We start from the raw sequence: 22,899 nt of genomic DNA on the forward strand, positions 1-22,899 counted from the left end.
CGGTAGGTTGTGGGACATGCGCATCGCGACCTGGAACGTCAACTCGATCACCGCCCGCCTGCCGAGGCTCCTCGCCTGGCTGGAGAGCAGCGGCACCGACGTGCTGTGCCTCCAGGAGGCCAAGGTCGCCGAGGAGCAGTTCCCCTTCGACGAGCTGCGCGAGAAGGGCTACGAGGCGGCGGTGCACGCCACCGGCCGGTGGAACGGCGTGGCGGTCCTCTCCCGCGTCGGCCTGGAGGACGTCGTCAAGGGCCTGCCCGGCGACCCCGGCTACGAGGACGCGCAGGAGCCCCGCGCGATCTCCGCCACCTGCGGCCCGGTCCGCGTCTGGTCGGTGTACGTGCCCAACGGCCGCGAGGTGGAGCACGCGCACTACGCCTACAAGCTCCAGTGGCTCGAGGCGCTGCGCGCCGCCGTCGAGGGTGACGCGGCCGGCAGCCGCCCGTTCGCCGTGATGGGGGACTACAACGTCGCGCCGACGGACGACGACGTCTACGACCGCGCCGCCTTCGAGGGCTCCACCCACGTCACCCCCGCCGAGCGCGCCGCCCTCGCCTCCCTGCGCGGTGCCGGCCTGTCCGACGTGGTGCCGCGCCCGCTGAAGTACGACCACCCCTTCACCTACTGGGACTACCGCCAGCTCTGCTTCCCCAAGAACAGAGGCATGCGCATCGACCTGGTCTACGGAAACGAGCCCTTCGCCAAGGCCGTCACCGACTCCTACGTCGACCGGGAGGAGCGCAAGGGGAAGGGCGCCTCGGACCACGCACCGGTCGTGGTGGACCTGGAGGTGTAGCCACCCGCCACGCCCGCCGCCCGTCGTTTCCGCGCGCCCTGTGGTGCGCACCGGGGCACGAATGACAATCTGGAGGTATGAACATCCCCTTCCTCGGCAGACGGCGTGAAGATCCCCGGGTTCACGACGCCGAGGGGATCGGCGACCTGCTCGCCGACTGCGACCTGCTGCGCTCGCAGGCGCTGCGGGAGGGGGTCCGACTCGACGACTCCGAGGTCTCCTTGGAGCGTCTCGACCAGATGCTGCCCCGGTGGCGCGGCGACGCCGAGATCCTGGACTGGCTCGGCAACGACGCCGGTCTGTACCTCGGCACCGTGATCGTGCGCACCGTGCCGGGTGCCGCCTGGTCCATCCGGCCCGACGGCCAGCCCGTCGTCCGGCTGGCTTCCGGCCGGGAGTTCGACGTGGTGGCCTCCGGTCGCGCCTGGGCGGCGGACGGCGCTCCCGAACTCTCGCAGCTGTACGGCGAAGTCGCGGAAGCGTGATCTGCCGTAAATAGGGCTATTGCCCGGAAGGTGCGTGTCGTCGGCAAAGGTGCCTTCCTTCCCGGTATGTTGCGGTCGTCGGGCCACACACGAACGCACAGGGGCACACGCAAGGTGCAGCCGGAGATCACTGCTCGCGCGGCGCAACGGACACCGCGACGGCGCGTCCGCGGCCGAGGAGAAGGTCAGCTGCACACCGGGCTCAGGAAGCCCGGTGGGAATTGCGGGTCGCCTGCGTCTGTGCCGGCGCCGGCAGGGGGCTCGTCGCCGCCCGGGTCACGTCTCCGACGAGTTCGACGACGTCCGGGCCGTAGGCCTGAGAGTTGACCACCTTCAGCAGCAGTACGAAGGAGTTGGTGCCGTGCTTGCGCGCCAGCTTCTCGTGGTGCCGTGCCAGGTAGCGGGTGGCGGCCTGGTTGGTGATGGCTCGCTGCCCGCAGAACAGGAACGCGGGCCGCGCCTCGCGCCGGTCCCCGGCCGTCAGCCGGGCCAGCAGGACGTACTCGGTGATGCCCGGGTCCATGCGGTAGCGCTCGGCGCCGATCTGGAAGGCGCCGCGGTCCGGACCGGGTTCGGGGTCGACGTTGACCCGCACCCCGGGCAGCATGGCCGCCATGTGGGCCGCCATCCGGCGGTTCGACCCGGGCCCGCCCACGCAGAACTCCGTGCGTTCGCCGAAGCCCTGGTGGACCATGTCCTGGGTCACCACCTGCGTATGGGCACCGCAGTCCTTGATCAGGGCGGCCAGCTCCAGCAGTGCGAAGACGTCGAAGCGGTGGACCGCCGGCTCGGTGGCGGCCGGGTCACGGTTGACGACGAGCAGCGACTCGGAGCTGTCCGGCAGCCCGAAGAACGCCTGCTTGCGCCGGAGTCTGCGCTTCCACAGGTAGGTGCGGGCCAGCCAGCCCAGCGCGGCACTGATGCCCGCCGCGACCACGCCCAGGACGATGTTGCGTACGTCGTCAGTCATGGGCGCGCATGCTAGCGGGCGTCGGCGTACCGGTGTTCGACGGGCCGCGGCGGGACCGTCTCGTATGCGTTCTCCAGGCGTTCCTGACGCGACCATGACGTTCAACTAAGCTGCCCGGACGGCCTTTCCCTGGAGGTGCGGATGCTGCGTCGCCCTGTCGCACGGAATCTGACGGTCCTGGCGGTCTCGGCCGCCGTGGTGTCGGTGGGGGCGGCTGCGCCACCCGCCGCGCAGAGCAGTCCCGCCGTCCCCAAGACCCCGGTCGCCGTCGGGTACGGCGGCGCGGTCGCCAGCGTCGATCCGGACGCCTCCGCCGCCGGGATCGAGGTGCTGCGCAAGGGCGGCAACGCCGTCGACGCGGCCGTGGCCACCGCGGCCGCCCTCGGCGTCACCGAGCCCTACTCCGCCGGCATCGGCGGGGGCGGGTACTTCGTCTACTACGACGCCGAGTCCCGTACCGTACGCACGATCGACGGCCGCGAGACCGCGCCGCTGAGCGCCGACGAGGACCTCTTCACGGAGAACGGCGAGCCCATCCCCTTCGCCGACGCCGTCAGCAGCGGCCTCGCCGTCGGCACCCCGGGCACGCCCGCCACCTGGCAGACCGCTCTGGACAAGTGGGGCAGCCGGAAGCTGTCCTCGGTACTCAAGCCCGCCGAGCGCCTGGCCCGGCACGGCTTCACCGTCGACGAGACCTTCCGCTCCCAGACCGCCGCCAACGAGCAGCGGTTCCGCTACTTCCCGGACACCGCCGAACTTTTCCTCCCCGGCGGCGAACTCCCCGTCGTCGGCTCAACGTTCAAGAACCCGGACCTGGCACGCACGTACAAGGAGCTGGCCCGCGAGGGCGTCGACGCGATCTACCACGGCGAACTCGGCGAGGACATCGTCGACACCGTGGGCGAACCGCCCGTGGACCCCGACTCCGGCTGGAACGCCCGCCCCGGCGACCTCACCGCCGAGGACCTCGCGGCCTACGAGACCGAACTCCAGGCGCCCACGCGCACCTCGTACCGCGGCCTGAACGTCTACTCCATCGCCCCCTCCTCCTCCGGCGGCACCACGGTCGGAGAGGCCCTCAACATCCTGGAGCGCACCGACCTCTCCCAGGCGAGCAAGGCCCGCTACCTGCACCGCTTCATCGAGGCCAGCCGCATCGCCTTCGCCGACCGCGGCCGCTGGGTCGGCGACCCGGCCTTCGAGGACGTACCGACGAAGGAGCTGCTGTCGCAGCGGTACGCCGACTCGCGCGAGTGCCTGGTCAAGGACGACGCGGTCCTCACCAGCCCCCTCGCGCCCGGCGACCCCCGCGACCCCGCCCCCTGCGCGGACGGCGGTACGGCGGCGCCGACGACGTACGAGGGCGAGAGCACCACGCACCTGACCGTGGCCGACAAGTGGGGGAACGTCGTCGCCTACACGCTCACCATCGAGCAGACCGGCGGCAGTGGCATCACCGTGCCCGGCCGGGGCTTCCTGCTCAACAACGAGCTGACCGACTTCTCCTTCGCCCCCGCCAACCCGGCCGTCCACGACCCGAACCTGCCCGGTCCCGGAAAGCGCCCGCGCTCCTCCATCGCGCCGACGATCGTGCTGGACCAGCACCACAAGCCGGTCGTGGCCGTCGGTTCGCCCGGCGGCGCCACCATCATCACCACCGTGCTCCAGACCCTCACCGGCGTCATCGACCGCGGCCTCCCGCTCGTCGACGCGATCGCCGCCCCGCGCGCCAGCCAGCGCAACGCCGCGCAGACGGAACTCGAACCCGGGCTCTACGACAGTGGCCTGCGGGAGGAACTGGAGGCCATCGGGCACTCCTTCAAGCGCAACCCGGAGATCGGCGCGGCGACCGGCGTGCAGCGGCTGCCGAACGGCAAGTGGCTGGCCGCCGCCGAGAAGGAACGACGCGGCGGCGGCTCGGCGATGGTCGTCAGGCCGGTGCGCTAGGGCTCACAGTTCGGGGACGGGCTGCTGCGGCGTGCGGAACGCCAGCCGCCCGTCCTCGACATCGACCGTCACCCGGCCGCCCTCCGCGATGCGGCCGTCGAGGAGCAGCCGGGACAGCTGGTTGTCGACCTCGCGCTGGATGGTGCGGCGCAGTGGCCGCGCGCCGTACTCGGGCTGGTAGCCGCGCTCGGCGATCCAGTCCACGGCCGCGTCGGTGAAGTCGACCGTGACGCCCTGCGCGTGCACCATGCGCCGGGTCTCCTCCAGCAGCAGGCTGGTGATCTGCCGCAGCTGCTCGCCGCTGAGCTGGCGGAACACGACGATCTCGTCGATGCGGTTGAGGAACTCGGGGCGGAAGTGCTCGCGCAGTGGGCGCAGCACCTGCTCGCGCCGGGCCTCCTCGTCCGCCTCCGAGCCGCCGGCGCCGAAGCCGATGCCGGCGCCGCGCCGGGTGATCACGTCGGAGCCCAGGTTGCTGGTCATCACGACGACCGTGTTGCTGAAGTCCACCGTGCGGCCCTGCGAGTCGGTCAGCCGGCCGTCGTCCAGCACCTGGAGCAGGATGTTGAAGACGTCCGGGTGGGCCTTCTCCACTTCGTCCAGCAGGAGCAGCGAGTACGGGTGCCGGCGCACCACCTCGGTGAGCTGACCGGCCTCCTCGTGCCCGACGTAACCGGGCGGGGCGCCGACCAGGCGGCTGACCGTGTGCCGCTCCTGGTACTCGCTCATGTCGAGCCGGACCATCCGGTCCTCGCTGCCGAACAGGGCCTCGGCCAGCGCCCGTGCCAGTTCGGTCTTGCCGACGCCGGTCGGGCCGAGGAAGAGGAAGCTGCCGATGGGCCGGTCGGCGCTGGAGAGACCGGCGCGGGAGCGCAGTACGGCGTCGGAGACGACCCGTACGGCCTCGTCCTGGCCGACCACCCGCTCGTGCAGGTGGGACTCCAGGCCCAGCAGCCGGTCCTTCTCCTCCTGGGTGAGGCTGCTCACCGGGATGCCGGTCTGCCGGGACACCACCTCGGCGATGGACTCGGTGCCGACCACCAGGTTCAGGCCCTCGTCGGCCTCGCCACCGCCGTCGGCCTCGGTGATCCGCTGCTTCAGCTCGACGATCCGGTCGCGCAGCTGCGTCGCCTGCTCGTACTGCTCGTCCGCGACCGCCTGGTCCTTGTCCCGGATGAGCTGGTCGACCTCGCGCTCCATGGCCCGTACGTCGGTTCCCTTGGTGCGCGCCCGCAGCCGCACCCGGGCGCCGGCCTGGTCGATCAGGTCGATGGCCTTGTCCGGGAGCCGGCGGTCGGTGAGGTAGCGGTCGGACATCTCCACGGCCGCCACCAGCGCCTCGTCGGTGTAGCGGACCTGGTGGTGGGCCTCATAGCGGTCGCGCAGGCCGCGCAGGATCTCGATGGCGTCCGCGGTCGTGGGCTCCGGGACCAGGATCGGCTGGAAGCGGCGGGCGAGGGCCGCGTCCTTCTCGATCCGGCGGTACTCCTCCAGCGTGGTGGCGCCCACGATGTGCAGCTCGCCGCGGGCCAGGGCCGGCTTGAGGATGTTCCCGGCGTCCATCGAGCCGCTCTCGCCGCCACCGCCCGCGCCGACGACGGTGTGCAGCTCGTCGATGAAGATGATCAGCTGGTCGGAGTGGGCGCGGATCTCGCCCACGATGTTGTTCATCCGCTCCTCGAAGTCACCCCGGTAGCGGGTGCCGGCGACCACGCCGGTCAGGTCCAGGGCGACCACCCGGCGCCCGATCAGCACGTCGGGGACGTCGCCGTCGGTGATGCGCTGGGCCAGCCCCTCGACGACGGCGGTCTTGCCGACGCCCGCGTCACCGATCAGCACCGGGTTGTTCTTGCCGCGCCGGGAGAGCACCTCGACGGTCTGCTCGATCTCGTCCTCGCGCCCGATCACCGGGTCGATCCGGCCCTGCTGTGCCAGGTCGGTGAGGTCGCGGCCGTACTTGTCGAGGGTCGGGGTGTTGGTGGCCTGCGGCCCCTCGGTGCGGCCCTTCGCCGCGTCCGGCGTCTCCGTCGGCAGACCAGACGACGGTGCGAACCGGGCCGCGTTCAGGATGTGCCCGGCGGCCGAGTCCGGGTTGGCGGCCAGGGCGCTGAGCACGTGCTCCGGACCGATGTAGCCGGTGCCGGTCGACCGGGCCAGCTCGTGCGCGTCCAGCAGGGCGCGCTTGACGGCCGGGGTCAGGGACAGCGAGGTGGGCGGCGGCACCTCGCCCGGCGGGTGCTGCACCGGGCCGCTGCGCTCGTCGATCTGCGACGCCAGCGAGTCCGGGTCGGCGCCGGCGCGGCTGAGCAGGCCCCGGGTCGGTTCGGTGGAGAGCGCCGCCCGCAGCAGGTGCTCGGTGTCCAGGTCCCGGCTGCCGTGCTCGGCGGCGTACTGCGCGGCCCCGCGCACCAGCTCCCGGGCGGGCTGGCTGAGCAGCCGGCCGATGTCGATCTGCCTCGGCCTGGGCCCGCCGAAGAAGCGTGCCAGGAATTCCGCGAACGGGTCGCCCTCCGGGCCCATGTAGCCGCTGGTCATCGTGTACGGACCTCCGCTGCATCGCTGTCGACGTGCCGGGGCCGGGTAACCCGGTCGGGGCGCGGTCATGCCCAACATGACACGTTCTGCTCCGGCGGGCATGTCCGGCAACCCGGGCGGGCGGAGCGCCGCGCCGCCGGGCACGAGGCGTGGCGTGCGGGGGCTGCGGGCGCCCGGTGCGGGGCGGCGGACGCGGTGTGCCGGGTCGCGGGGCTCGTCTGGTCCTGGGCGGTGGCGTCCGTCTTGCGCCGGGGCGCGGGGATCATCCCTCCCGGGCTGACGTGGCTGTCCCGCGCGGGGGTACGAGTCCGTCTCGCGCCGGGGCATCCGGTCGTCCCCCTCGGGGCAACGGCGCCGGCTCCCGCCTGGGCCGTGGTGTGTTGCGCTTCGAGGGCTGGGGCGTGTGTCGGGGGTGCGGTGCTGGGTGCTGTGTTGGGTCCGTGGGCGCGTCTTCTGCTGGGGCGCGGTGTTGCGTCCGGTTTCGGCCGTGGGGTCGGGTCTGCTGTTGGTCGTGGTGTCGGGCCCCGCCCCGGTCGTGGTGCTGTGTCGCGTTTCGGGAGGACGCGTGGGTCGGGGCGTGGCGCTGCGTCCCGTACCGCCCCGTGGGCGGGTCTCCTGCTGGCCCACGAGGCTGCGCCCTGCCCCGGCCATGGTGCGCGTCCCGCATCGGAGGCACGGTGCTGCGCCGTGCCCCGGCCATGGTGCGCGTCCCGCATCGGAGGCACGGTGCTGCGCCCTGCCCCGGCCATGGTGCGCGTCCCGCATCGGAGGCACGGTGCTGGGTCCCACGCCGAGCCCCCGGTGCTGCGCCCCTCACCGGGGCCACGGTGCTGCGCCCCGCGCCGGGGGCCAGGGGGCCGCTTCCGCCCCTGGCCCTCGTGGGGTCCTCGCGGCGCCCGGCCCACGGCGTCGTCAGAGGCCGTCCCGGGACGTCAGCACGCGGGGGCCGCTGTCCGTGATCGCCACCGTGTGCTCCACGTGGGCCGCCCGCGATCCGTCGTTGGTGCGCAGGGTCCAGCCGTCCGGGGCCGGGTGGTAGTCGTCCCGGCCGCTGCTGATCAGCATCGGCTCGATGGCGATGACCATGCCGTGCCGCAGGGGGAGCCCGCGCCCCGGCCGGCCCTCGTTGGGCACCCCCGGGTCCTCGTGCATGTGCCGGCCGATGCCGTGGCCGCCGAAGTCCTCCATGATGCCGTAGCCCGCCGACCGGCAGACCGTGCCGATGGCGTGCGCGATGTCGCCGACGCGGTTGCCGACGACGGCCGCCCCGATGCCCGCCGCGAGGGCGCGCTCGGCGGTCTCGATCAGTGTCACGTCCGCCGCGCGCGGGGCGCCCACGATGAAGCTGACCGCCGAGTCGCCGGCCCAGCCGTCCAGCGTCGCCCCGCAGTCGATGGAGACGAGGTCGCCGTCGCGCAGCCGGTAGCCGTCGGGGATGCCGTGCACGATCGCGTCGTTCACCGACGCGCAGATGACACCGGGAAAGGGCGTCGGCGCGAAGGAGGGACGGTAGCCGAGGAACGGTGACCCGGCACCCGCCTCCCGCAGCACCTCGTGCGCCACCGCGTCCAGCTCCAGCAGGGACACGCCCACGTCCGCCGCCTTCCGTACGGCGGTCAGGGCGCGCGCGACGACCTGGCCGGCCGCGTGCATGGCGTCGATCGATGTGTCTGTCTTCAGTTCCACCATGCCAATTACTATACCGGTATTTGAATTGGGGCGGTCGCGCGGCACCGGTATTAGAATGACGGCATGGTGCGCACCCCCCTGACCCCCGAAGAGCGCGAGCGCGGCGAACAGCTCGGCCGCCTGCTCCGCGCGGCCCGCGGCGAACGGAGCATGACGGAGGTCGCCGCCGTGGCCGGCGTCTCCGCCGAGACCCTGCGCAAGATCGAGACCGGCCGGGCGCCCACGCCCGCGTTCTTCACGGTGGCGGCGCTGGCCGGCGCGCTGGGGCTGTCCATGGACGACCTGGTCGGGAGGTGCGAGCCCGCAGCGGCGGCCTGAGGGCTCCCGCACTCACCCACAGGAGTGCGAAACGCGATCGACACCGCGCCTTGACGACGATGGTCTTGGCAAGCCCCTCCGGCCAGGCTTACGTTCGTCCCTCTACGGCCTGCTCTACGGGCGTAGAGGCTCTGACGTCGTGTCGAAGGAGCAGCTCATGGCCAACGTCGTACGCGCCGCTCTGGTCCAGGCCACCTGGACCGGCGACACCGAGTCCATGGTGGCGAAACACGAGGAGCACGCCCGCGAGGCCGCCCGGCGGGGCGCCCGGGTCATCGGCTTCCAGGAAGTCTTCAACGCCCCCTACTTCTGCCAGGTCCAGGACCCCGAGCACTACCGCTGGGCCGAGCCCGTGCCCGACGGCCCGACCACCCGCCGCATGCAGGCGCTCGCCCGCGAGACCGGCATGGTGATCGTCGTCCCCGTCTTCGAGGTCGAACAGTCGGGCTTCTACTACAACACCGCGGCCGTGATCGACGCCGACGGAACCGTCCTCGGCACGTACCGCAAGCACCACATCCCGCAGGTCAAGGGCTTCTGGGAGAAGTTCTACTTCCGTCCCGGCAATCTCGGCTGGCCCGTCTTCGACACCGCCGTGGGCAAGGTCGGCGTCTACATCTGCTACGACCGGCACTTCCCGGAGGGCTGGCGCCAACTCGGCCTCGGCGGCGCCCAGCTCGTCTACAACCCCTCCGCCACCCACCGCGGCCTCTCCGCCCACCTGTGGCGGCTCGAGCAGCCCGCGGCGGCCGTCGCCAACGAGTACTTCGTCGCCGCGATCAACCGGGTCGGGCAGGAGGAGTACGGCGACAACGACTTCTACGGCACGTCGTACTTCGTCGACCCGCGCGGCCAGTTCGTCGGCGACGTCGCCAGCGACACCAAGGAGGAACTCGTCGTCCGCGACCTGGACTTCGACCTCATCGAGCAGGTGCGGCAGCAGTGGGCCTTCTACCGCGACCGCCGCCCCGACGCCTACGAAGGGCTGGTGCAGCCGTGACCAAGGACCTCTACGCCCGGCACCGCTCCGTCCTGCCCGACTGGCTCGCCCTCTACTACGAGGACCCGCTGGAGATCACCCACGGCGAGGGCCGGCACGTCTGGGACTCCGCCGGCAACAAGTACCTCGACTTCTTCGGCGGCATCCTCACCACGATGACCGCGCACGCCCTGCCCGAGGTGACCAAGGCGGTCGGCGAGCAGGCCGGGCGGATCATCCACTCCTCGACCCTGTACCTCAACCGGCCCATGGTCGAACTCGCCGAGCGGATCGCCCACGTCTCCGGCATCCCGGACGCCCGCGTCTTCTTCACCACCTCCGGCACCGAGGCCAACGACACCGCCCTGCTGCTCGCCACCGCCCACCGGCGCAGCAACACGATCCTGGCGATGCGCAACAGCTACCACGGCCGCAGCTTCAGCTCCGTCGGCATCACCGGCAACCGAAGCTGGTCCCCGACCTCCCTCTCCCCGCTCCAGACGCTCTACGTCCACGGCGGCGTCCGCACCCGCGGGCCCTACGCCCACCTCGACGACCGGGACTTCATCGACGCCTGCGTCGCCGACCTGTTGGACGTCCTCGGCCACACCCGCCCGCCCGCCGCGCTGATCGCCGAACCCGTCCAGGGCGTCGGCGGCTTCACCTCCCCGCCGGACGGCCTCTACGCGGCCTTCCGCGAGGTGCTGCACGAGCGGGGCATCCTGTGGATCGCCGACGAGGTGCAGACCGGCTGGGGCCGCACCGGGGAGCACTTCTGGGGCTGGCAGGCCCACGCACGCAGCGGCCCGCCCGACATCGTGACCTTCGCCAAGGGCATCGGCAACGGCATGTCGGTCGGCGGCGTCATCGCCCGCGCCGAGATCATGAACTGCCTCGACGCCAACAGCATCTCCACCTTCGGCGGCACCCAGGTCACCATGGCCGCGGGCCTCGCCAACCTCAACCACCTCCTGGAGCACGACCTCCAGGGCAACGCCCGGCGCGTCGGCGGACTGCTCATCGAACGGCTGCGGGCCGTCGCCGCCCAGGTGCCGCACGTACGGGAGGTGCGCGGACGCGGGCTGATGATCGGCGTCGAGCTGACCCGGCCCGGCACCGACGAGGCCGCCCCCGACGCGGCGTCCGCCGTCCTGGAGGAGGCCCGCGCGGGCGGGCTGCTCGTCGGCAAGGGCGGCGGCCACAGCACCAGCGTCCTGCGCGTCGCCCCGCCGCTGTCCCTCACCGTCGCGGAGGCCGAGGAGGGCGCGGCGATCCTCGAACGCGCCCTGCACGCTCTCTGACCCGCGCGCCCGTAGGGCGATTGACCAACGCGCCCCGCACCACACCCGAAAGCCGCGTCCCGAGCCGAGGAGGCGCCGCCATGACCACCACCTGGGACCAGGGCCGGCAGCACTGGGAACCCGCCCTGTCGGTCCGCCAGGTCCTCGGGCTGGAGCGGGTGCTCGCCGGGCAGCCCGAGGTGGTGGCCGGCGCCCACCGGCTCGACCGGCCCGTGCGCTGGGTGCACGTCGCCGAGGCCGCCGACGTCGGCGTGATGCTCAGCGGCGGCGAGATGGTCCTCACCACCGGGGTGCTGCTCGCCGGCGACGAGGACAAGCAGGGCGAGTACGTCCGCTCCCTGCACCGCGCCGAGGCCTCGGCCGTCGTGCTGGGCCTCGGCCGGGCCTTCCCCGCCCCGCCCGACGGGATGCGCGCGGCGGCCGAGCGGTGCGGACTGCCCATGGTCGTCCTGCACCGGCCCTTCCCCTTCGCCGAACTCACCGAGGAGGTCCAGTCCCGGCTGCTGCGGCGCAAGTTCGCCGCGGTCAGCCTCTCCGAGGCCGTACGCACCGAACTGACCGGTCTGATCACCGCCGGTGCCCCCGTGCAGCGCCTGCTCGACGAGGTGGCCCGGCACGGCGGCTGCCCCGTCGTCGTCACCAACCTCGCCCACCGCGTCCTCGCCACGGCGGGGGAGCGGGCGGCCGTCGACGACGTGCTGCGGGACTGGGAGCGCATCGCCCGCCAGGCCGGTGCCGGGTCGGCCGACGGCTGGATCCGCGCCGAGCTGAGCTGCCGCGGGCAACGCTGGGGCCGGCTGGTGCTGTGCGGCTACCGGGGCGAGAGGGCCGCCGGGCGCCTGCTCGCCGACCGCGCCGCCGAGGCCCTGGTTCTGTACCGCATGCTCGCCGGCCACGGCACCTACGCCCAGAACTCCGGCGGCTCCTGGGACTCCTGGGCGGAGCAGTCCGCGCGGAGCCTGCTCACCGACCTGGTCACCGGCGCCGTACCGGCACGTCAACTGCTGCCCCGGGCGCGGGCCGCCGGGCTGCCGGTCAACCGGCGGATCTTCGTCCCGCTGGTCGTACGCGGCGGTGAGCCCGCCCGCCTGGACCGCGTACTGCGGCTGGTCGGCCTGGCGGGGATCGCCGCCGGGCTCGACGACGACCGTGTCGCCGTCCTGCTCAGTCTCGCCCCCGACCAGGACGCCAGGGCACTCACCGCCCACCTCGCCGCCCGGCTGCGCTCCGAGCCGGAGTCCTCCCGCGCCGTGGTCGCGGCGGCCGACTCCCGGACTTGGGACGACGTGCCCGCCGGTCTGCGCGAGGCCCGGCACGTCGCCGACGCCGTCGCCGAGTCGGCGCCCGGCCTCGACCCGCCGCCCGTCGTACGGCTGCGCGACGTCCACCTGCGCGGACTGGTACGGCTGCTGCGCGACGACCCGCACGTGCAGTCCTTCGCCGAACGCGAGCTGGACGGGCTGCTCTCCGGCCCCGACGAGGACCTGCTCGCCGTCCTGCGCACCTACCTCGCAACCGGACGCAACAAGTCCCGCACCGCCCAGCTCCACCACGTCTCCCGCCCCGCCCTCTACCGCCGCCTGGAAGCGATACAGAGCCGGCTCGGCATCGACCTCGACGACTTCGAGCAGGCCGCCTCCGTACACATCGCGCTCCTCGCCCACGACGCCCAACAGGGGTGACACCGTGCAATGCCCGACCTCGACAGACGTGACACCGTGCCACTCAGTCCGGCCGCCCGCCGCCCCTAGTCTCGCCGTACACCGAGCGCCACACCGAGCGAGTGGAGGCCGAAGATGAGCCGAGTGATCCGTGCCGCGCTCTTCCAGACCGCCTGGACGGGCGACAAGGAATCCATGATCCAGGTCCACGAGCAGGCGGTGCGCGACGCCGCCGCGCAAGGGGCGCAAGTCCTCTGCTTCCAGGAGCTGTTCTACGGGCCGTACTTCTGCCAGGTCCAGGACCCCGAGTTCTACGCCTACGCCGAACGCGTCCCGGACGGCCCGATCGTCGAGCGCTTCCAGCGGCTCGCCCGCGAGCACGGCCTCGTCCTGGTCCTCCCGATGTACGAGGAGGAGCAGCCCGGCGTCCTCTACAACACCGCCGCCGTCATCGACGCCGACGGCTCCTACCTCGGCAAGTACCGCAAGACGCACATCCCGCAGGTGCGCGGCTTCTGGGAGAAGTTCTACTTCCGCCCCGGGAACTCCGGCTGGCCGGTCTTCGACACGGCCGTCGGCAAGGTCGGCGTCTACATCTGCTACGACCGGCACTTCCCGGAGGGCTGGCGGGCGCTGGGTCTGGAAGGCGCCGAGATCGTCTTCAATCCGTCGGCCACCTCACGCGGCCTGTCCGGCTACCTGTGGCAGCTGGAGCAGCCCGCGGCGGCCGTCGCCAACGAGTACTTCGTCGGCGCCATCAACCGCGTCGGCGTCGAGGAGTACGGCGACAACGACTTCTACGGCACCTCGTACTTCGTCGACCCCGAGGCGCAGTTCGTCGGCGAGGTCGCGAGTGACAAGGAGACCGAGCTCGTCGTCCGCGACCTCGACATGGGCAAGCTGCGCGAGGTCCGCGACCGCTGGCAGTTCTACCGCGACCGCGCGCCCGGCGCGTACTCCCCGCTGACCGCGCCCTGACCGGGCGGGGTCCCGACAGGAGGGAAAAGCAGCATGAGCAGCCGTACCGTCATCCGCGGTGGCCTCGTCGTCACCGCGTCCGACGAGATCCACGCCGACGTCCTGATCGAGGACGGCCGCATCGCCGCCCTCGCCGCCACCGGAACCCCGGCCGCCCGGGCCTTCACGGCCGAGAGGGTCATCGACGCGAGCGGCAAGTACGTCGTCCCGGGCGGTGTCGACGGCCACACCCACATGGAGATGCCCTTCGGCGGCACCTACGCCGCCGACACCTTCGAGACCGGTACCCGGGCCGCCGCCTGGGGCGGTACGACCACGATCGTCGACTTCGCCATCCAGAGCGTCGGGCACTCGCTGCGCTCCGGCCTGGACGCCTGGCACGCCAAGGCCGAGGGCAACTGCGCGATCGACTACGCCTTCCACATGATCGTCTCCGACGTCAACGAGAAGACGCTCAAGGAGATGGACCTGCTGGTGGAGGAAGGGGTGACCTCGTTCAAGCAGTTCATGGCCTACCCCGGCGTCTTCTACTCCGACGACGGCCAGATCCTGCGGGCCATGCAGCGCGCCGCCGAGAACGGCGGACTGATCATGATGCACGCCGAGAACGGCATCGCGATCGACGTACTCGTGGAGCAGGCCCTCGCCCGCGGAGAAACCGACCCGCGCTACCACGGCGAGGTCCGCAAGGCGCTCCTGGAGGCCGAGGCGACCCACCGCGCCATCAAGCTCGCCCAGGTCGCCGGCGCGCCCCTGTACGTCGTGCACGTCTCCGCGACGGAGGCGGTGGCGGAGCTGACCCGCGCCCGCGACGAGGGGCTGCCCGTCTTCGGCGAGACCTGCCCCCAGTACCTCTTCCTGTCCACCGACAACCTCGCCGAGCCCGGCTTCGAGGGCGCCAAGTACGTGTGCAGCACCCCGCTCAGGCCGAAGGAGCACCAGGCCGCCCTGTGGCGGGGCCTGCGGACCAACGACCTCCAAGTGGTCTCCACCGACCACTGCCCCTTCTGCTTCACCGGCCAGAAGGAACTGGGCCGCGGCGACTTCTCCAAGATCCCCAACGGCATGCCGGGCGTCGAGAACCGCATGGACCTGCTCCACCAGGCCGTCGTCGACGGACACATCAGCCGCCGCCGCTGGATCGAGATCGCCTGCGCCACCCCGGCCCGTATGTTCGGCCTGTATCCGAAGAAGGGCACCATCGCGCCCGGCGCCGACGCCGACGTGGTCGTCTACGACCCGCACGCCGAGCAGGTCATCTCCGCCGAGACCCACCACATGAACGTCGACTACTCGGCGTACGAGGGCAAGCGGATCACCGGCCGGGTGGAGACCGTGCTCTCGCGCGGCGTGCCGGTCGTCACCGAGCGGGAGTACACCGGGCGCAAGGGCCACGGCGTCTACACCCCGCGCGCCACCTGTCAGTACCTGAACTAGGAGCGGTGCCCATGGACTTCGGACTCGTCCTGCAGACCGACCCGCCCGCCTCCCGCGTCGTCGACCTGATGAAACGGGCGGAGCACAACGGCTTCCGCTACGGCTGGACCTTCGACTCCGCCGTGCTGTGGCAGGAACCGTTCGTGATCTACAGCCAGATCCTGGCCCAGACCTCGGAACTCAAGGTCGGCCCGATGGTCACCAACCCGGGCACCCGCACCTGGGAGGTGACCGCCTCCACCTTCGCCACCCTCAACGACATGTTCGGCAACCGCACCGTCTGCGGCATCGGACGCGGCGACTCCGCGATGCGCGTCGCCGGCCGCAAGCCCAACACCCTCGCCCGCATCAGCGAAGCCATCAAGGTCATCCGGGCGCTGGGCAGGGGAGAGGAGGCCGACCTCGGCGGCGGCACCGTCGTCCGCTTCCCCTGGATCAAGCCGGGCGCCGAAGTCCCCGTGTGGATGGCGGCGTACGGCCCGAAGGCCCTGAAGATGACCGGTGAGGAGGCCGACGGCTTCATCCTCCAGCTCGCCGACCTCTACCTCACCCAGTACATGGTCAAGGCCGTCAAGGACGCCGCCGTAGCCGCCGGACGCGACCCGGACGAGGTGACGATCTGCGTCGCCGCCCCGGCCTACGTCACCGCCGACGACTCGCCCGAGGCGCTGGCCCACGCGCGCGAGCAGTGCCGCTGGTTCGGCGGCATGGTCGGCAACCACGTCGCCGACCTCGTCGACAAGTACGGGGCCCACACCGGCGCGGTCCCCGAGGAACTCACCGACTACATCAAGGCCCGCGAGGGCTACGACTACGCCCACCACGGGCGCAGCGGCAATCCGGACACCCGGTTCGTGCCGGACGAGATCGTCGACAGGTTCTGCCTGATCGGACCGGCCGAGAAGCACATCGACAAGCTCAAGGCCCTGCGCGCCCTCGGCGTCGACCAGTTCGCGCTGTACGACATGCACGACGCGCAGGAGTCCGTGATCGACGCCTACGGCACGCGGATCATCCCGGCCGTCAACGCCTGACCGACCCCCTCCCTCTCCCCTCGGGGGAGGGGCCAGGGCGCACCCGCGCACCCCCCTCGGCACCGCACGCACGGCCTCTCCCGTCCCACCGCACGATTGGCCTGCCCATGACCGACACCGCGCCCACGGCGATACCGCCGTCCGCCCAAGTCACCCTCCCCGACGGGCGCGTGGAGCTCGCCCCGGGCTCCCCACCGCCGAGCGGCCCCTACGCCAACGAGGACCTGCTGCCGGTCCCCGTCGCCAAGCGCACCTGGACCACGTACAACTTCTCCGCCCTGTGGGTCGGCATGGCCCACAACACCGCCTCCTGGACCCTCGCCTCCGGCCTGATCGCCGTCGGCATGGACTGGAAGCAGGCGGTGCTCACCATCGCCCTGGCCAACGTGATCGTGCTCGTCCCGATGCTGCTCACCGGGCACGCGGGACCCAAGTACGGCATCCCCTTCCCGGTGTTCGCCCGCGCCTCCTTCGGCATCCGCGGCGCCAACCTGCCCGCCGTGGCGCGGGCGCTGGTGGCGTGCGGCTGGTTCGGCATCCAGACGTGGATCGGCGGCGAGGCGATCTACTTCCTGGCCGGCAAGCTGATCGGCGACGGCTGGACCAACGCGGCGACGTTCGGCGGCTACGCCTGGACGATGTGGCTGTCGTTCGCGATCTTCTGGGCGATCCAGGTCGCCATCATCTACCGGGGCATGGAGACGATCCGCCGGTTCGAGAACTGGGCGGCGCCCTTCGTCCTGGTCGGCGCCTTCGTGATGCTGTGGTGGATGGCCGACAAGGCGGGCGGCTTCGGTCCGCTCTTCGAGCAGCCGTCGCGGCTGGGCTGGGGCGGCGACTTCTGGAAGCTCTTCTGGCCCTCCCTCATGGGCATGATCGGCTTCTGGTCCACACTGTCCCTCAACATCCCCGACTTCACCCGCTACGGCAAGAGCCAGAAGGCCCAGACGCGCGGCCAGGCCCTCGGCCTGCCGACCACGATGACCTTGTTCGCCTTCCTCTCCGTGATGGTCACCTCCGGCTCGCAGGCGGTCTACGGGGAGCCGATCTGGGACCCGGTGAAGCTCGCCGCGAAGACGGACAACGTGGTGGGGCTGCTCTTCGCCCTCGTCACCGTCCTGGTGGCGACCCTGTCGGTGAACATCGCGGCCAACCTGGTCTCACCGGCCTTCGACTTCTCCAACGTCGCGCCGCGCAAGGTCAGTTTCCGGGCCGGCGCGATCGTCACCTGCGTCCTCGCCGTGCTGATCTTCCCATGGAAGCTGTACTCGGACCCGCAGGGCTACATCTTCACCTGGCTGGGCCTGGTCGGCGGCCTGCTCGGCACGGTCGCCGGCATTCTCATCGCGGACTACTGGGTGCTGCGCCGCGCCCGCCTCGACCTCGTCGACCTGTACCGCACGGGCGGACGCTACTGGTACGACCGGGGCTGGAACTGGCGGGCGGTCGTCGCCTTCCTCGCCGGCGGCGTCCTGGCCATCGGCGGCGCCGACTTCCACCCGCTGGTCGACGGCCGTCCGGTGCCCTTCCTCGAACCGCTGGCCGACTACGGCTGGGCGGTGGGCCTCGGCACCTCCATGGTGCTGTACCTGGCGCTGATGCTGCTGCCCGCCACCCGGCCGGGCAAGGGGGCCCCGGCTCAGCCCTGACCGTCCTCCAGGGCGGCCGCCGCCTCCTTGGCCGCCTTGATGGCCCCCTTGTTGATCGTCTCCGTACTCGGCGCCTTCTTCGACTCGAAGTCACTGCCGTTGTACGTGATCATCACCAGGGCGTTGGAGGCGCGGACCAGCACGGTGCCCTCGCGTGTCTGCTGCTCGTCCTCGGTGGTGAGGTTCACGACGGAGTAGGCCTCGTCGCCGAGCCCCGGCACCGCGCCCCCGCCGCTCCGGTCGGCGACCCGCTCCTTGTACGACTTCTGCGCCGCCTCGTCCGACTTCATCACCTCGAAGGAGACGTCGAGCCAGCGGTAGTCGTAGCCCTTGAGCGCGTTCCATGAACAGGTGCGGCGGACCTTGGTGTCCGTCGACGGGATCTCCTTGCCGGCCGCCTTGGCGCCCGGGACCAGCGAGGTGACCGTCTTCTCGGCCAGGCTCTCGCAGGGAGCCGGGGCGGCGGCGTACGTCTGGGTCACCGCCTCGGTCGCCGGGGCGGAGGCGGACCGGTTCGCGGTGTCGGGCGGCGTCTCGTCCTTGGCGGCCGACGTCGTGTCCGGCCCGGACGACAGCGCCCAGCCGGCCGTGGCGAGCACGGCGACCGGCGCCAGACGCGCGGTCAGGGCGAACGGCAGGGGAAGAGGACGCACGGCGCACTTCTCGTGGGGGATGGTGCGGAGGGGGTCCGCACTGCGGACGGGACGCCAGTGTCACACGAGTCCCTGTGCGGCGGAAGGGCGAACTCGGTGCGTGCCCGGGCGGTGACGCAGACGTATCGGTGGGCCGGGCGGAGGCGGGCGGTGGCGTCACGGCCGGACGGCCGTCACCAGCCACGCGCCCGCCCGCATCCGCGCCCTGCTGCCCGCGGCGAACGGGAGCAGCACCTCCTCCGGGCCGGCCAGCCGGGAGGCGGGCAGCGCGCCGCCGGGCAACGGCGACAGCAGGAACTCGACGGTGGTGCCCGGAACGTCCCGGCCCCAGGGCGCCTCCATGGTGACCGGTTCGACCGTCACCTCCGCGAACCCGGCCAGGACCTCCCGGACGCGCTCCGGGTCCTCCCGGCGCGGCCCCGGCGGCCGCGGGCAGACGAACGCGAGCCGGCCTCCCGGCCGCAGCGCCCGCGCGAGACGGCGGAAGGCGACGGCGTGGCCGGCGAAGAGCATCACCGCGCCCCGGCTGACGACCACGTCGTACCCGCCGGCGGGGAAGGGGTGCCCCCGCGCGTCGGCGCACACGTAGGAGACGTTGTCGATCCCTTCGGCGGCCGTGCTCGCGCGGGCCCGCTCCAGCAGCGGCGCCGAGACGTCGACGCCCACCGCGTGACCGGGGGCGGCCAGCCGCGCCGCGATCCGGGTCGTGGCGCCCGCCCCGCAGCCGACGTCCAGCACACGGTCGCCCGGGACGATGCCCGCCGCCTCGAACAGGGCGTCGTGCACACCGGCGGGCACCGCGTCGTACCGGGTCCGGGGCCCCGCCCAGTGGGCGCCGACGGGGCCGGTCCGGGCCTCGGCCCGGTGTTGGCTGGCGACGAAGGTCATGAGGTCTCCTCCACGGTGGGTGCGGTCAGGGCGCTTTCGACGCGGTCCACGGCGGCGAACGCGCCGTACGCCACGAGGTGCACCAGGCAGTGGTCGGTGTGCTCGGGCCGGCGCCACGCCGCGACGTCCGCCTCGGAAATCCGGGACGGCGCGAACGCGGCCAGCAGCGCCAGCCGGGCGCCGGGCCTCTCCCGGCGGTCGGGGAACGGGTCCGGGTCGAAGGGCGGATGCGACCCGTCCAGTCACGCACGACCGTGCGCACGAGGGCCTGGTCGTCGGCCGCGAGGAGGCCGGCGCCCGCCGTGGCGGCCGTGCGCAGTGCCGCGTACGCGGGGCCGACCGGCGTGTGCGCCGCCCACGCCGGTCCGGGGCCGGGGTCGTCGAGCAGGGGCAGGGACGCGCCGGACACGACGGGGCGGCGCACGGTGCGGGACAGCGACCGGCCCGCCAGGCTCCGCACCGCACGCAGCCGCTGCGCGTCGGCCGGGAGCAGCCTCTCGGTCACCAGGGCCGACACGATGCGGTTGATGAAGTGGAAGGCCAGCGCGGTGCCCAGATAGCCGGGCGCCTCCTCCCGCTGGAACGGGTACGGCTCCCGCGCGGCGCCCGGAATCCGGGTGCGGCGCGCCCAGTCGAGCACGCGCGCGTGCTGCCCGTCTGCCGGCTCCCGGCCCCGGGCCAGCCGCTCGGCCAGGTCGTGGTCGCCGGTCGCGTGCAGCAGCATCGTGTGCGCGTCCACGCAGAACCGGCACCCGTTGGTCTGCGACACCCCGAAGGCGGCGACCTCCTTGCCGGTCCGGTCGCCGGGGCCGGCGAGCAGGGACTCGCGCATCAGCGCCCAGGCGGGGGCGAGGAGCGTGGGGGCGAGGAGCGTGGGGGGGCGGAGGAGAGGGCCACGAAGGGGGCGGGTTCGGGGATGCCGAAGTCCCGCGCCATCTGCTCGTAGAGCTCCGCGACGCGGCCGGTGGCCGCTTTCGGGGGCAGGGGATCGGTGTGACGGAAGGTGGTGGACATGGACAGCAGAGTGCGGCGTGGGGGTGCCCGCGGTCGTCGTACGGCCGGATACGGTCCCCGCTGCGGCGCCGGAGCCCGTTCCGGGCGGCCACTACTTCGCCGGGAGTAGTCCGAAAGCCGTCCACAGGGCCGACGCGGCCGTCGGCGGTCCCGTCTAAGGTGCGGGCATGAGTGGGCGTCAGACTACGCGGACCGGTCGCGACCGGCTCGCCGACGCGATCCTCGCGGTCGTGGTCGGCGCGCTCGGCGTGACCGTCGCGGCCTTCGACGACGACACCACCGTCCTCGACCACGCGCTCATCGCCCTCGCCTCGGCGGCCCTCGCCTTCCACCGCGCCGCCCCGCGCGCGGTGCTGGCCGTCGCCACCGTGCTCGGCACGGCGTACGTGGTGCACGCCCACCCGGGACCGCTGTCCGCGCTGCCCGTCCTGGCCGCCGTGCACACCGCGGCCCGGGTCGGCCACCGGGGCGTCGCGGCGGCCGGCGGCGCGGTGTTCCTGGCGGGATACGTGGCGACCGGGCCCGGGACCCAGGACGTCGCCGAGCGGGCCGGGCTGCTGGCCGGCTGGTTCCTGTGCGCGGTGGTGACCGGGCTCGCCGACCGCAACTGGCAGGCGTACCTGCGCCAGACCGAGCAGCGCGCCCTGGAGGCGGAGCGCACCCGGGAGGAGGCGGCCCTGCGCCGGGCCGGCGAGGAACGCCTGCGCATCGCCCGGGAGTTGCACGACTCGCTCACCCACAGCATCTCCATCGTCAAGCTCCAGGCGGGCGTCGCCGTCCACCTCGCCCGCAAGCGGGGCGAGGAGGTGCCGCCCGCGCTGCTGGCCATCCAGGAGGCGAGCGGCGAGGCGATGCGCGAGCTGCGCTCCGCCCTCCAGGTGCTGCGCGCCGACGAACCGGCCGGCACCCCGGCGCTCCTTGTGGAACGGGCGCGCGCGGCCGGGCTCGCCGTCGACCTGACGGTCACCGGTGAGGAGCGCCCGCTGCCGCAGGCCGTCGACCGGGCCGCCTACCGCATCGTCCAGGAGGCCCTCACCAACGCGGCACGGCACGCGGGACCGGCGAAGGTGTCGGTGCGGATCGACCACGGCACCGAGAAGGAGGGGGAGTTGACGATACACGTGGAGGACGACGGCGCCGGCGACGCGGCCCGGCCGCCGGCGCCGGGCACCGGCCTGACCGGCATGGACGAACGCGTCACGGCCCTCGGCGGCACCCTGCGCGCCGCCCCGCGCGCGGAGGGCGGGTTCTCGGTACGGGCCCGGCTCCCGCTGGGGGAGCGGGGATGAGCGAGCAGGTCCTGCGGGTGGTGCTCGTCGACGACCAGGCGCTGATGCGGGCAGGCTTCCGGGCCCTCCTCGACGCCGAGGACGGCATCGAGGTGGTCGGCGAGGCCGCCGACGGGGAGCAGGGGGTGGCGCTGGTGCGGGCGCAGGTGCCCGACATCGCGCTCGTCGACGTCCAGATGCCCGTGATGCCGGGCATCGAGGCCACGCGCCGCATCGTCTCCGACCCCGCCCTCACCGCCGTACGCGTGGTCATCCTCACCAACTACGGCCTGGACGAGTACGTCTTCGAGGCGCTGCGGGCGGGCGCGAGCGGCTTCCTCCTCAAGGACACCGAACCGGCCGACCTGCTCCAGGCCATCGAGGTGGTGGCGAGCGGCGAGGCCCTGCTCTCCCCGTCCGTCACCCGCACCCTGATCGGCGAGTTCGTGGCCCGTCCCCCGGACCGGGCCACCGCCCCCGGTCTGGACTGCCTCACCCGCCGCGAACGCGAGGTCACCGCGCTCGCCGCACGCGGCCTGAGCAACGAGGAGATCGCCGCCCACATGGTGATCAGCCCGCTGACCGCCAAGACGCACATCAGCCGGGCGATGACCAAGCTGGGCGCCCGGGACCGGGCGCAGCTGGTGGTCTTCGCCTACGAGTCGGGACTGGTGGAGGCGCGCCGACGCCCAACGCACACCTGTGACGCCTAGGGCACCCGCGCGGTCCACTCAGCGGAGCCGAACTTGGTGCGCGCCAGGTCCCGGGCCCGGGCCAGCCCCTCGTCGGTCACCTTCCCCTGGGTGAGGCCGTAGCGGCCGCCGAAGGAGGTGATCATGCGGTCGATCACGGCCTCCCGCGGCAGACCGGTCTGCCGGCGCAGCGGATCCACCCGTTTCTTCGCGCTCCTGGTGCCCTTGTCGGACATCTTCTCCCGCCCGATGCGGAGCACCTCCAGCATCTTGTCGGCGTCGATGTCGTACGACATGGTCACGTGGTGCAGCACGGCGCCGGGACCGCCCCCGGGCCCGACCACGCGCTTCTGCGCGGCGCCCGCGATCTTGCCCTGCTCGGTGGCGATGTCGTTCAGCGGCTGGTACCAGGCGCGGATCCCCGTCTCGCCGAGCGCGCCCAGCACCCAGTCGTCGAGGTAGGCGTAGCTGTCCTGGAACGAGAGGCCCTGGACCAGCGCGTCCGGCACCGACAGCGAGTAGGTGATCGTGTTGCCGGGCTCCACGAAGGTCGGACGGGGAAGACACTACGACCCGGCGTGATCATGGGCAAGGGCCTACTCGCC

General features: G+C 72.6%; 18 protein-coding genes and 2 pseudogenes. 13 read left to right on the forward strand and 7 right to left on the reverse strand.

Going from position 1 to position 22,899, the window contains the following annotated elements:
• The first annotated feature begins 16 nt into the window (after window positions 1-16).
• Window positions 17-796 (forward strand): exodeoxyribonuclease III, encoded by a 780-nt coding sequence (locus tag ACFW47_RS32320; protein ID WP_386287600.1) that lies wholly within the window; start codon window positions 17-19, stop codon window positions 794-796.
• 77 nt (window positions 797-873) lie between these two features.
• Window positions 874-1,281, forward strand: coding sequence for a DUF6278 family protein (locus ACFW47_RS32325; protein WP_386287602.1), 408 nt, complete (start codon window positions 874-876; stop codon window positions 1,279-1,281).
• A gap of 202 nt (window positions 1,282-1,483) precedes the next feature.
• Here the strand turns inward: ACFW47_RS32325 and ACFW47_RS32330 are convergent, their stop codons facing one another.
• Window positions 1,484-2,251 (reverse strand): hypothetical protein, encoded by a 768-nt coding sequence (locus ACFW47_RS32330; RefSeq protein WP_386307929.1) that lies wholly within the window; start codon window positions 2,249-2,251, stop codon window positions 1,484-1,486.
• A gap of 144 nt (window positions 2,252-2,395) precedes the next feature.
• On the opposite strand from ACFW47_RS32330, the gene ggt reads away from it, so the two are divergent.
• Window positions 2,396-4,198 carry a gamma-glutamyltransferase gene (gene ggt / locus ACFW47_RS32335; protein WP_386307949.1) on the forward strand — a complete coding sequence of 601 codons (1,803 nt, stop codon included), beginning with the start codon at window positions 2,396-2,398 and terminating at the stop codon, window positions 4,196-4,198.
• A gap of 3 nt (window positions 4,199-4,201) precedes the next feature.
• On the opposite strand, the gene ACFW47_RS32340 is transcribed toward ggt, so the two are convergent.
• Together ACFW47_RS32340 and map are read right to left on the reverse strand one after the other, a co-directional pair.
• Complete coding sequence (locus tag ACFW47_RS32340) at window positions 4,202-6,733, reverse strand: ATP-dependent Clp protease ATP-binding subunit (protein WP_386287605.1); 2,532 nt, start codon at window positions 6,731-6,733, stop codon at window positions 4,202-4,204.
• 912 nt (window positions 6,734-7,645) lie between these two features.
• Window positions 7,646-8,422: a type I methionyl aminopeptidase gene (map, locus tag ACFW47_RS32345; protein ID WP_386287607.1), complete on the reverse strand. Its 777-nt coding sequence runs from the start codon at window positions 8,420-8,422 to the stop codon at window positions 7,646-7,648.
• Between the two features lie 63 nt (window positions 8,423-8,485).
• Here map and ACFW47_RS32350 point away from each other — a divergent pair, with 63 nt between their 5' ends.
• The 8 genes from ACFW47_RS32350 (at window position 8,486) to ACFW47_RS32385 (ending at window position 17,779) form a co-directional block, all read left to right on the forward strand.
• Window positions 8,486-8,740 carry a helix-turn-helix domain-containing protein gene (locus tag ACFW47_RS32350; protein WP_043378025.1) on the forward strand — a complete coding sequence of 85 codons (255 nt, stop codon included), beginning with the start codon at window positions 8,486-8,488 and terminating at the stop codon, window positions 8,738-8,740.
• A gap of 157 nt (window positions 8,741-8,897) precedes the next feature.
• The gene (locus tag ACFW47_RS32355; protein WP_073730463.1) at window positions 8,898-9,740 is read left to right on the forward strand and encodes a nitrilase-related carbon-nitrogen hydrolase; all 843 of its coding nucleotides are present in this window, start codon (window positions 8,898-8,900) and stop codon (window positions 9,738-9,740) included.
• Window positions 9,737-11,020, forward strand: a complete 1,284-nt coding sequence (locus ACFW47_RS32360) for an aspartate aminotransferase family protein (RefSeq protein ID WP_386307930.1) — start codon at window positions 9,737-9,739, stop codon at window positions 11,018-11,020. The genes ACFW47_RS32355 and ACFW47_RS32360 overlap by 4 nt, the downstream gene beginning before the upstream one ends.
• 80 nt (window positions 11,021-11,100) lie before the next feature.
• Window positions 11,101-12,702, forward strand: coding sequence for a PucR family transcriptional regulator (locus tag ACFW47_RS32365; protein WP_386307932.1), 1,602 nt, complete (start codon window positions 11,101-11,103; stop codon window positions 12,700-12,702).
• Between the two features lie 114 nt (window positions 12,703-12,816).
• Window positions 12,817-13,659 carry a nitrilase-related carbon-nitrogen hydrolase gene (locus ACFW47_RS32370; protein ID WP_386287615.1) on the forward strand — a complete coding sequence of 281 codons (843 nt, stop codon included), beginning with the start codon at window positions 12,817-12,819 and terminating at the stop codon, window positions 13,657-13,659.
• Between the two features lie 33 nt (window positions 13,660-13,692).
• Window positions 13,693-15,096, forward strand: a complete 1,404-nt coding sequence (hydA, locus tag ACFW47_RS32375) for a dihydropyrimidinase (RefSeq protein WP_386287617.1) — start codon at window positions 13,693-13,695, stop codon at window positions 15,094-15,096.
• Window positions 15,097-15,107: 11 nt separating this feature from the next.
• Complete coding sequence (locus ACFW47_RS32380) at window positions 15,108-16,130, forward strand: TIGR03842 family LLM class F420-dependent oxidoreductase (protein ID WP_386287619.1); 1,023 nt, start codon at window positions 15,108-15,110, stop codon at window positions 16,128-16,130.
• 107 nt (window positions 16,131-16,237) lie between these two features.
• Window positions 16,238-17,779: an NCS1 family nucleobase:cation symporter-1 gene (locus ACFW47_RS32385; protein WP_386307933.1), complete on the forward strand. Its 1,542-nt coding sequence runs from the start codon at window positions 16,238-16,240 to the stop codon at window positions 17,777-17,779.
• On the opposite strand, the gene ACFW47_RS32390 is transcribed toward ACFW47_RS32385, so the two are convergent.
• The 3 genes and pseudogenes from ACFW47_RS32390 to ACFW47_RS32400 form a co-directional block, all read right to left on the reverse strand.
• Window positions 17,770-18,432 (reverse strand): hypothetical protein, encoded by a 663-nt coding sequence (locus ACFW47_RS32390; RefSeq protein ID WP_386287623.1) that lies wholly within the window; start codon window positions 18,430-18,432, stop codon window positions 17,770-17,772. The two genes, ACFW47_RS32385 and ACFW47_RS32390, sit on opposite strands and share 10 nt — an antisense overlap.
• Window positions 18,433-18,588: 156 nt before the next feature.
• Window positions 18,589-19,320, reverse strand: coding sequence for a class I SAM-dependent methyltransferase (locus ACFW47_RS32395; protein WP_386307935.1), 732 nt, complete (start codon window positions 19,318-19,320; stop codon window positions 18,589-18,591).
• A pseudogene (locus ACFW47_RS32400) lies at window positions 19,317-20,334 on the reverse strand (carboxymuconolactone decarboxylase family protein). Before ACFW47_RS32400 ends, ACFW47_RS32395 begins: the two are co-directional and overlap by 4 nt.
• A gap of 167 nt (window positions 20,335-20,501) precedes the next feature.
• Here ACFW47_RS32400 and ACFW47_RS32405 point away from each other — a divergent pair.
• Window positions 20,502-21,623 carry a sensor histidine kinase gene (locus tag ACFW47_RS32405; RefSeq protein ID WP_386307936.1) on the forward strand — a complete coding sequence of 374 codons (1,122 nt, stop codon included), beginning with the start codon at window positions 20,502-20,504 and terminating at the stop codon, window positions 21,621-21,623.
• On the forward strand, window positions 21,620-22,315 hold the full coding sequence (locus tag ACFW47_RS32410; protein WP_386307938.1) for a response regulator: 696 nt from the start codon (window positions 21,620-21,622) through the stop codon (window positions 22,313-22,315). Before ACFW47_RS32405 ends, ACFW47_RS32410 begins: the two co-directional genes overlap by 4 nt.
• On the opposite strand, the pseudogene ACFW47_RS32415 reads toward ACFW47_RS32410, so the two are convergent.
• Window positions 22,312-22,842: pseudogene (locus ACFW47_RS32415) on the reverse strand (biotin/lipoate A/B protein ligase family protein); the annotation flags it as partial. The gene ACFW47_RS32410 and the pseudogene ACFW47_RS32415 overlap by 4 nt on opposite strands.
• Between the last annotated feature and the right edge of the window lie 57 nt (window positions 22,843-22,899).

This window comes from Streptomyces sp. NPDC058796 (assembly GCF_042745235.1).
Lineage (GTDB): Bacteria > Actinomycetota > Actinomycetes > Streptomycetales > Streptomycetaceae > Streptomyces.

What these genes read in the sequence shown, in the direction of transcription:
- ACFW47_RS32365 (WP_386307932.1), top strand. Translation starts at nt 11,101, where the DNA reads ATGACCACCACCTGGGACCAGGGCCGGCAGCACTGGGAACCCGCCCTG.
- ACFW47_RS32405 (WP_386307936.1), top strand. Translation starts at nt 20,502, where the DNA reads ATGAGTGGGCGTCAGACTACGCGGACCGGTCGCGACCGGCTCGCCGAC.
- ACFW47_RS32410 (WP_386307938.1), top strand. Translation starts at nt 21,620, where the DNA reads ATGAGCGAGCAGGTCCTGCGGGTGGTGCTCGTCGACGACCAGGCGCTG.
- ACFW47_RS32380 (WP_386287619.1), top strand. Translation starts at nt 15,108, where the DNA reads ATGGACTTCGGACTCGTCCTGCAGACCGACCCGCCCGCCTCCCGCGTC.
- ACFW47_RS32325 (WP_386287602.1), top strand. Translation starts at nt 874, where the DNA reads ATGAACATCCCCTTCCTCGGCAGACGGCGTGAAGATCCCCGGGTTCAC.
- hydA (WP_386287617.1), top strand. Translation starts at nt 13,693, where the DNA reads ATGAGCAGCCGTACCGTCATCCGCGGTGGCCTCGTCGTCACCGCGTCC.
- map (WP_386287607.1), bottom strand. Translation starts at nt 8,422, where the DNA reads ATGGTGGAACTGAAGACAGACACATCGATCGACGCCATGCACGCGGCC.
- ACFW47_RS32330 (WP_386307929.1), bottom strand. Translation starts at nt 2,251, where the DNA reads ATGACTGACGACGTACGCAACATCGTCCTGGGCGTGGTCGCGGCGGGC.
- ACFW47_RS32350 (WP_043378025.1), top strand. Translation starts at nt 8,486, where the DNA reads ATGGTGCGCACCCCCCTGACCCCCGAAGAGCGCGAGCGCGGCGAACAG.
- ACFW47_RS32370 (WP_386287615.1), top strand. Translation starts at nt 12,817, where the DNA reads ATGAGCCGAGTGATCCGTGCCGCGCTCTTCCAGACCGCCTGGACGGGC.
- ACFW47_RS32340 (WP_386287605.1), bottom strand. Translation starts at nt 6,733, where the DNA reads ATGACCAGCGGCTACATGGGCCCGGAGGGCGACCCGTTCGCGGAATTC.
- ACFW47_RS32320 (WP_386287600.1), top strand. Translation starts at nt 17, where the DNA reads ATGCGCATCGCGACCTGGAACGTCAACTCGATCACCGCCCGCCTGCCG.
- ACFW47_RS32355 (WP_073730463.1), top strand. Translation starts at nt 8,898, where the DNA reads ATGGCCAACGTCGTACGCGCCGCTCTGGTCCAGGCCACCTGGACCGGC.
- ACFW47_RS32395 (WP_386307935.1), bottom strand. Translation starts at nt 19,320, where the DNA reads ATGACCTTCGTCGCCAGCCAACACCGGGCCGAGGCCCGGACCGGCCCC.
- ACFW47_RS32385 (WP_386307933.1), top strand. Translation starts at nt 16,238, where the DNA reads ATGACCGACACCGCGCCCACGGCGATACCGCCGTCCGCCCAAGTCACC.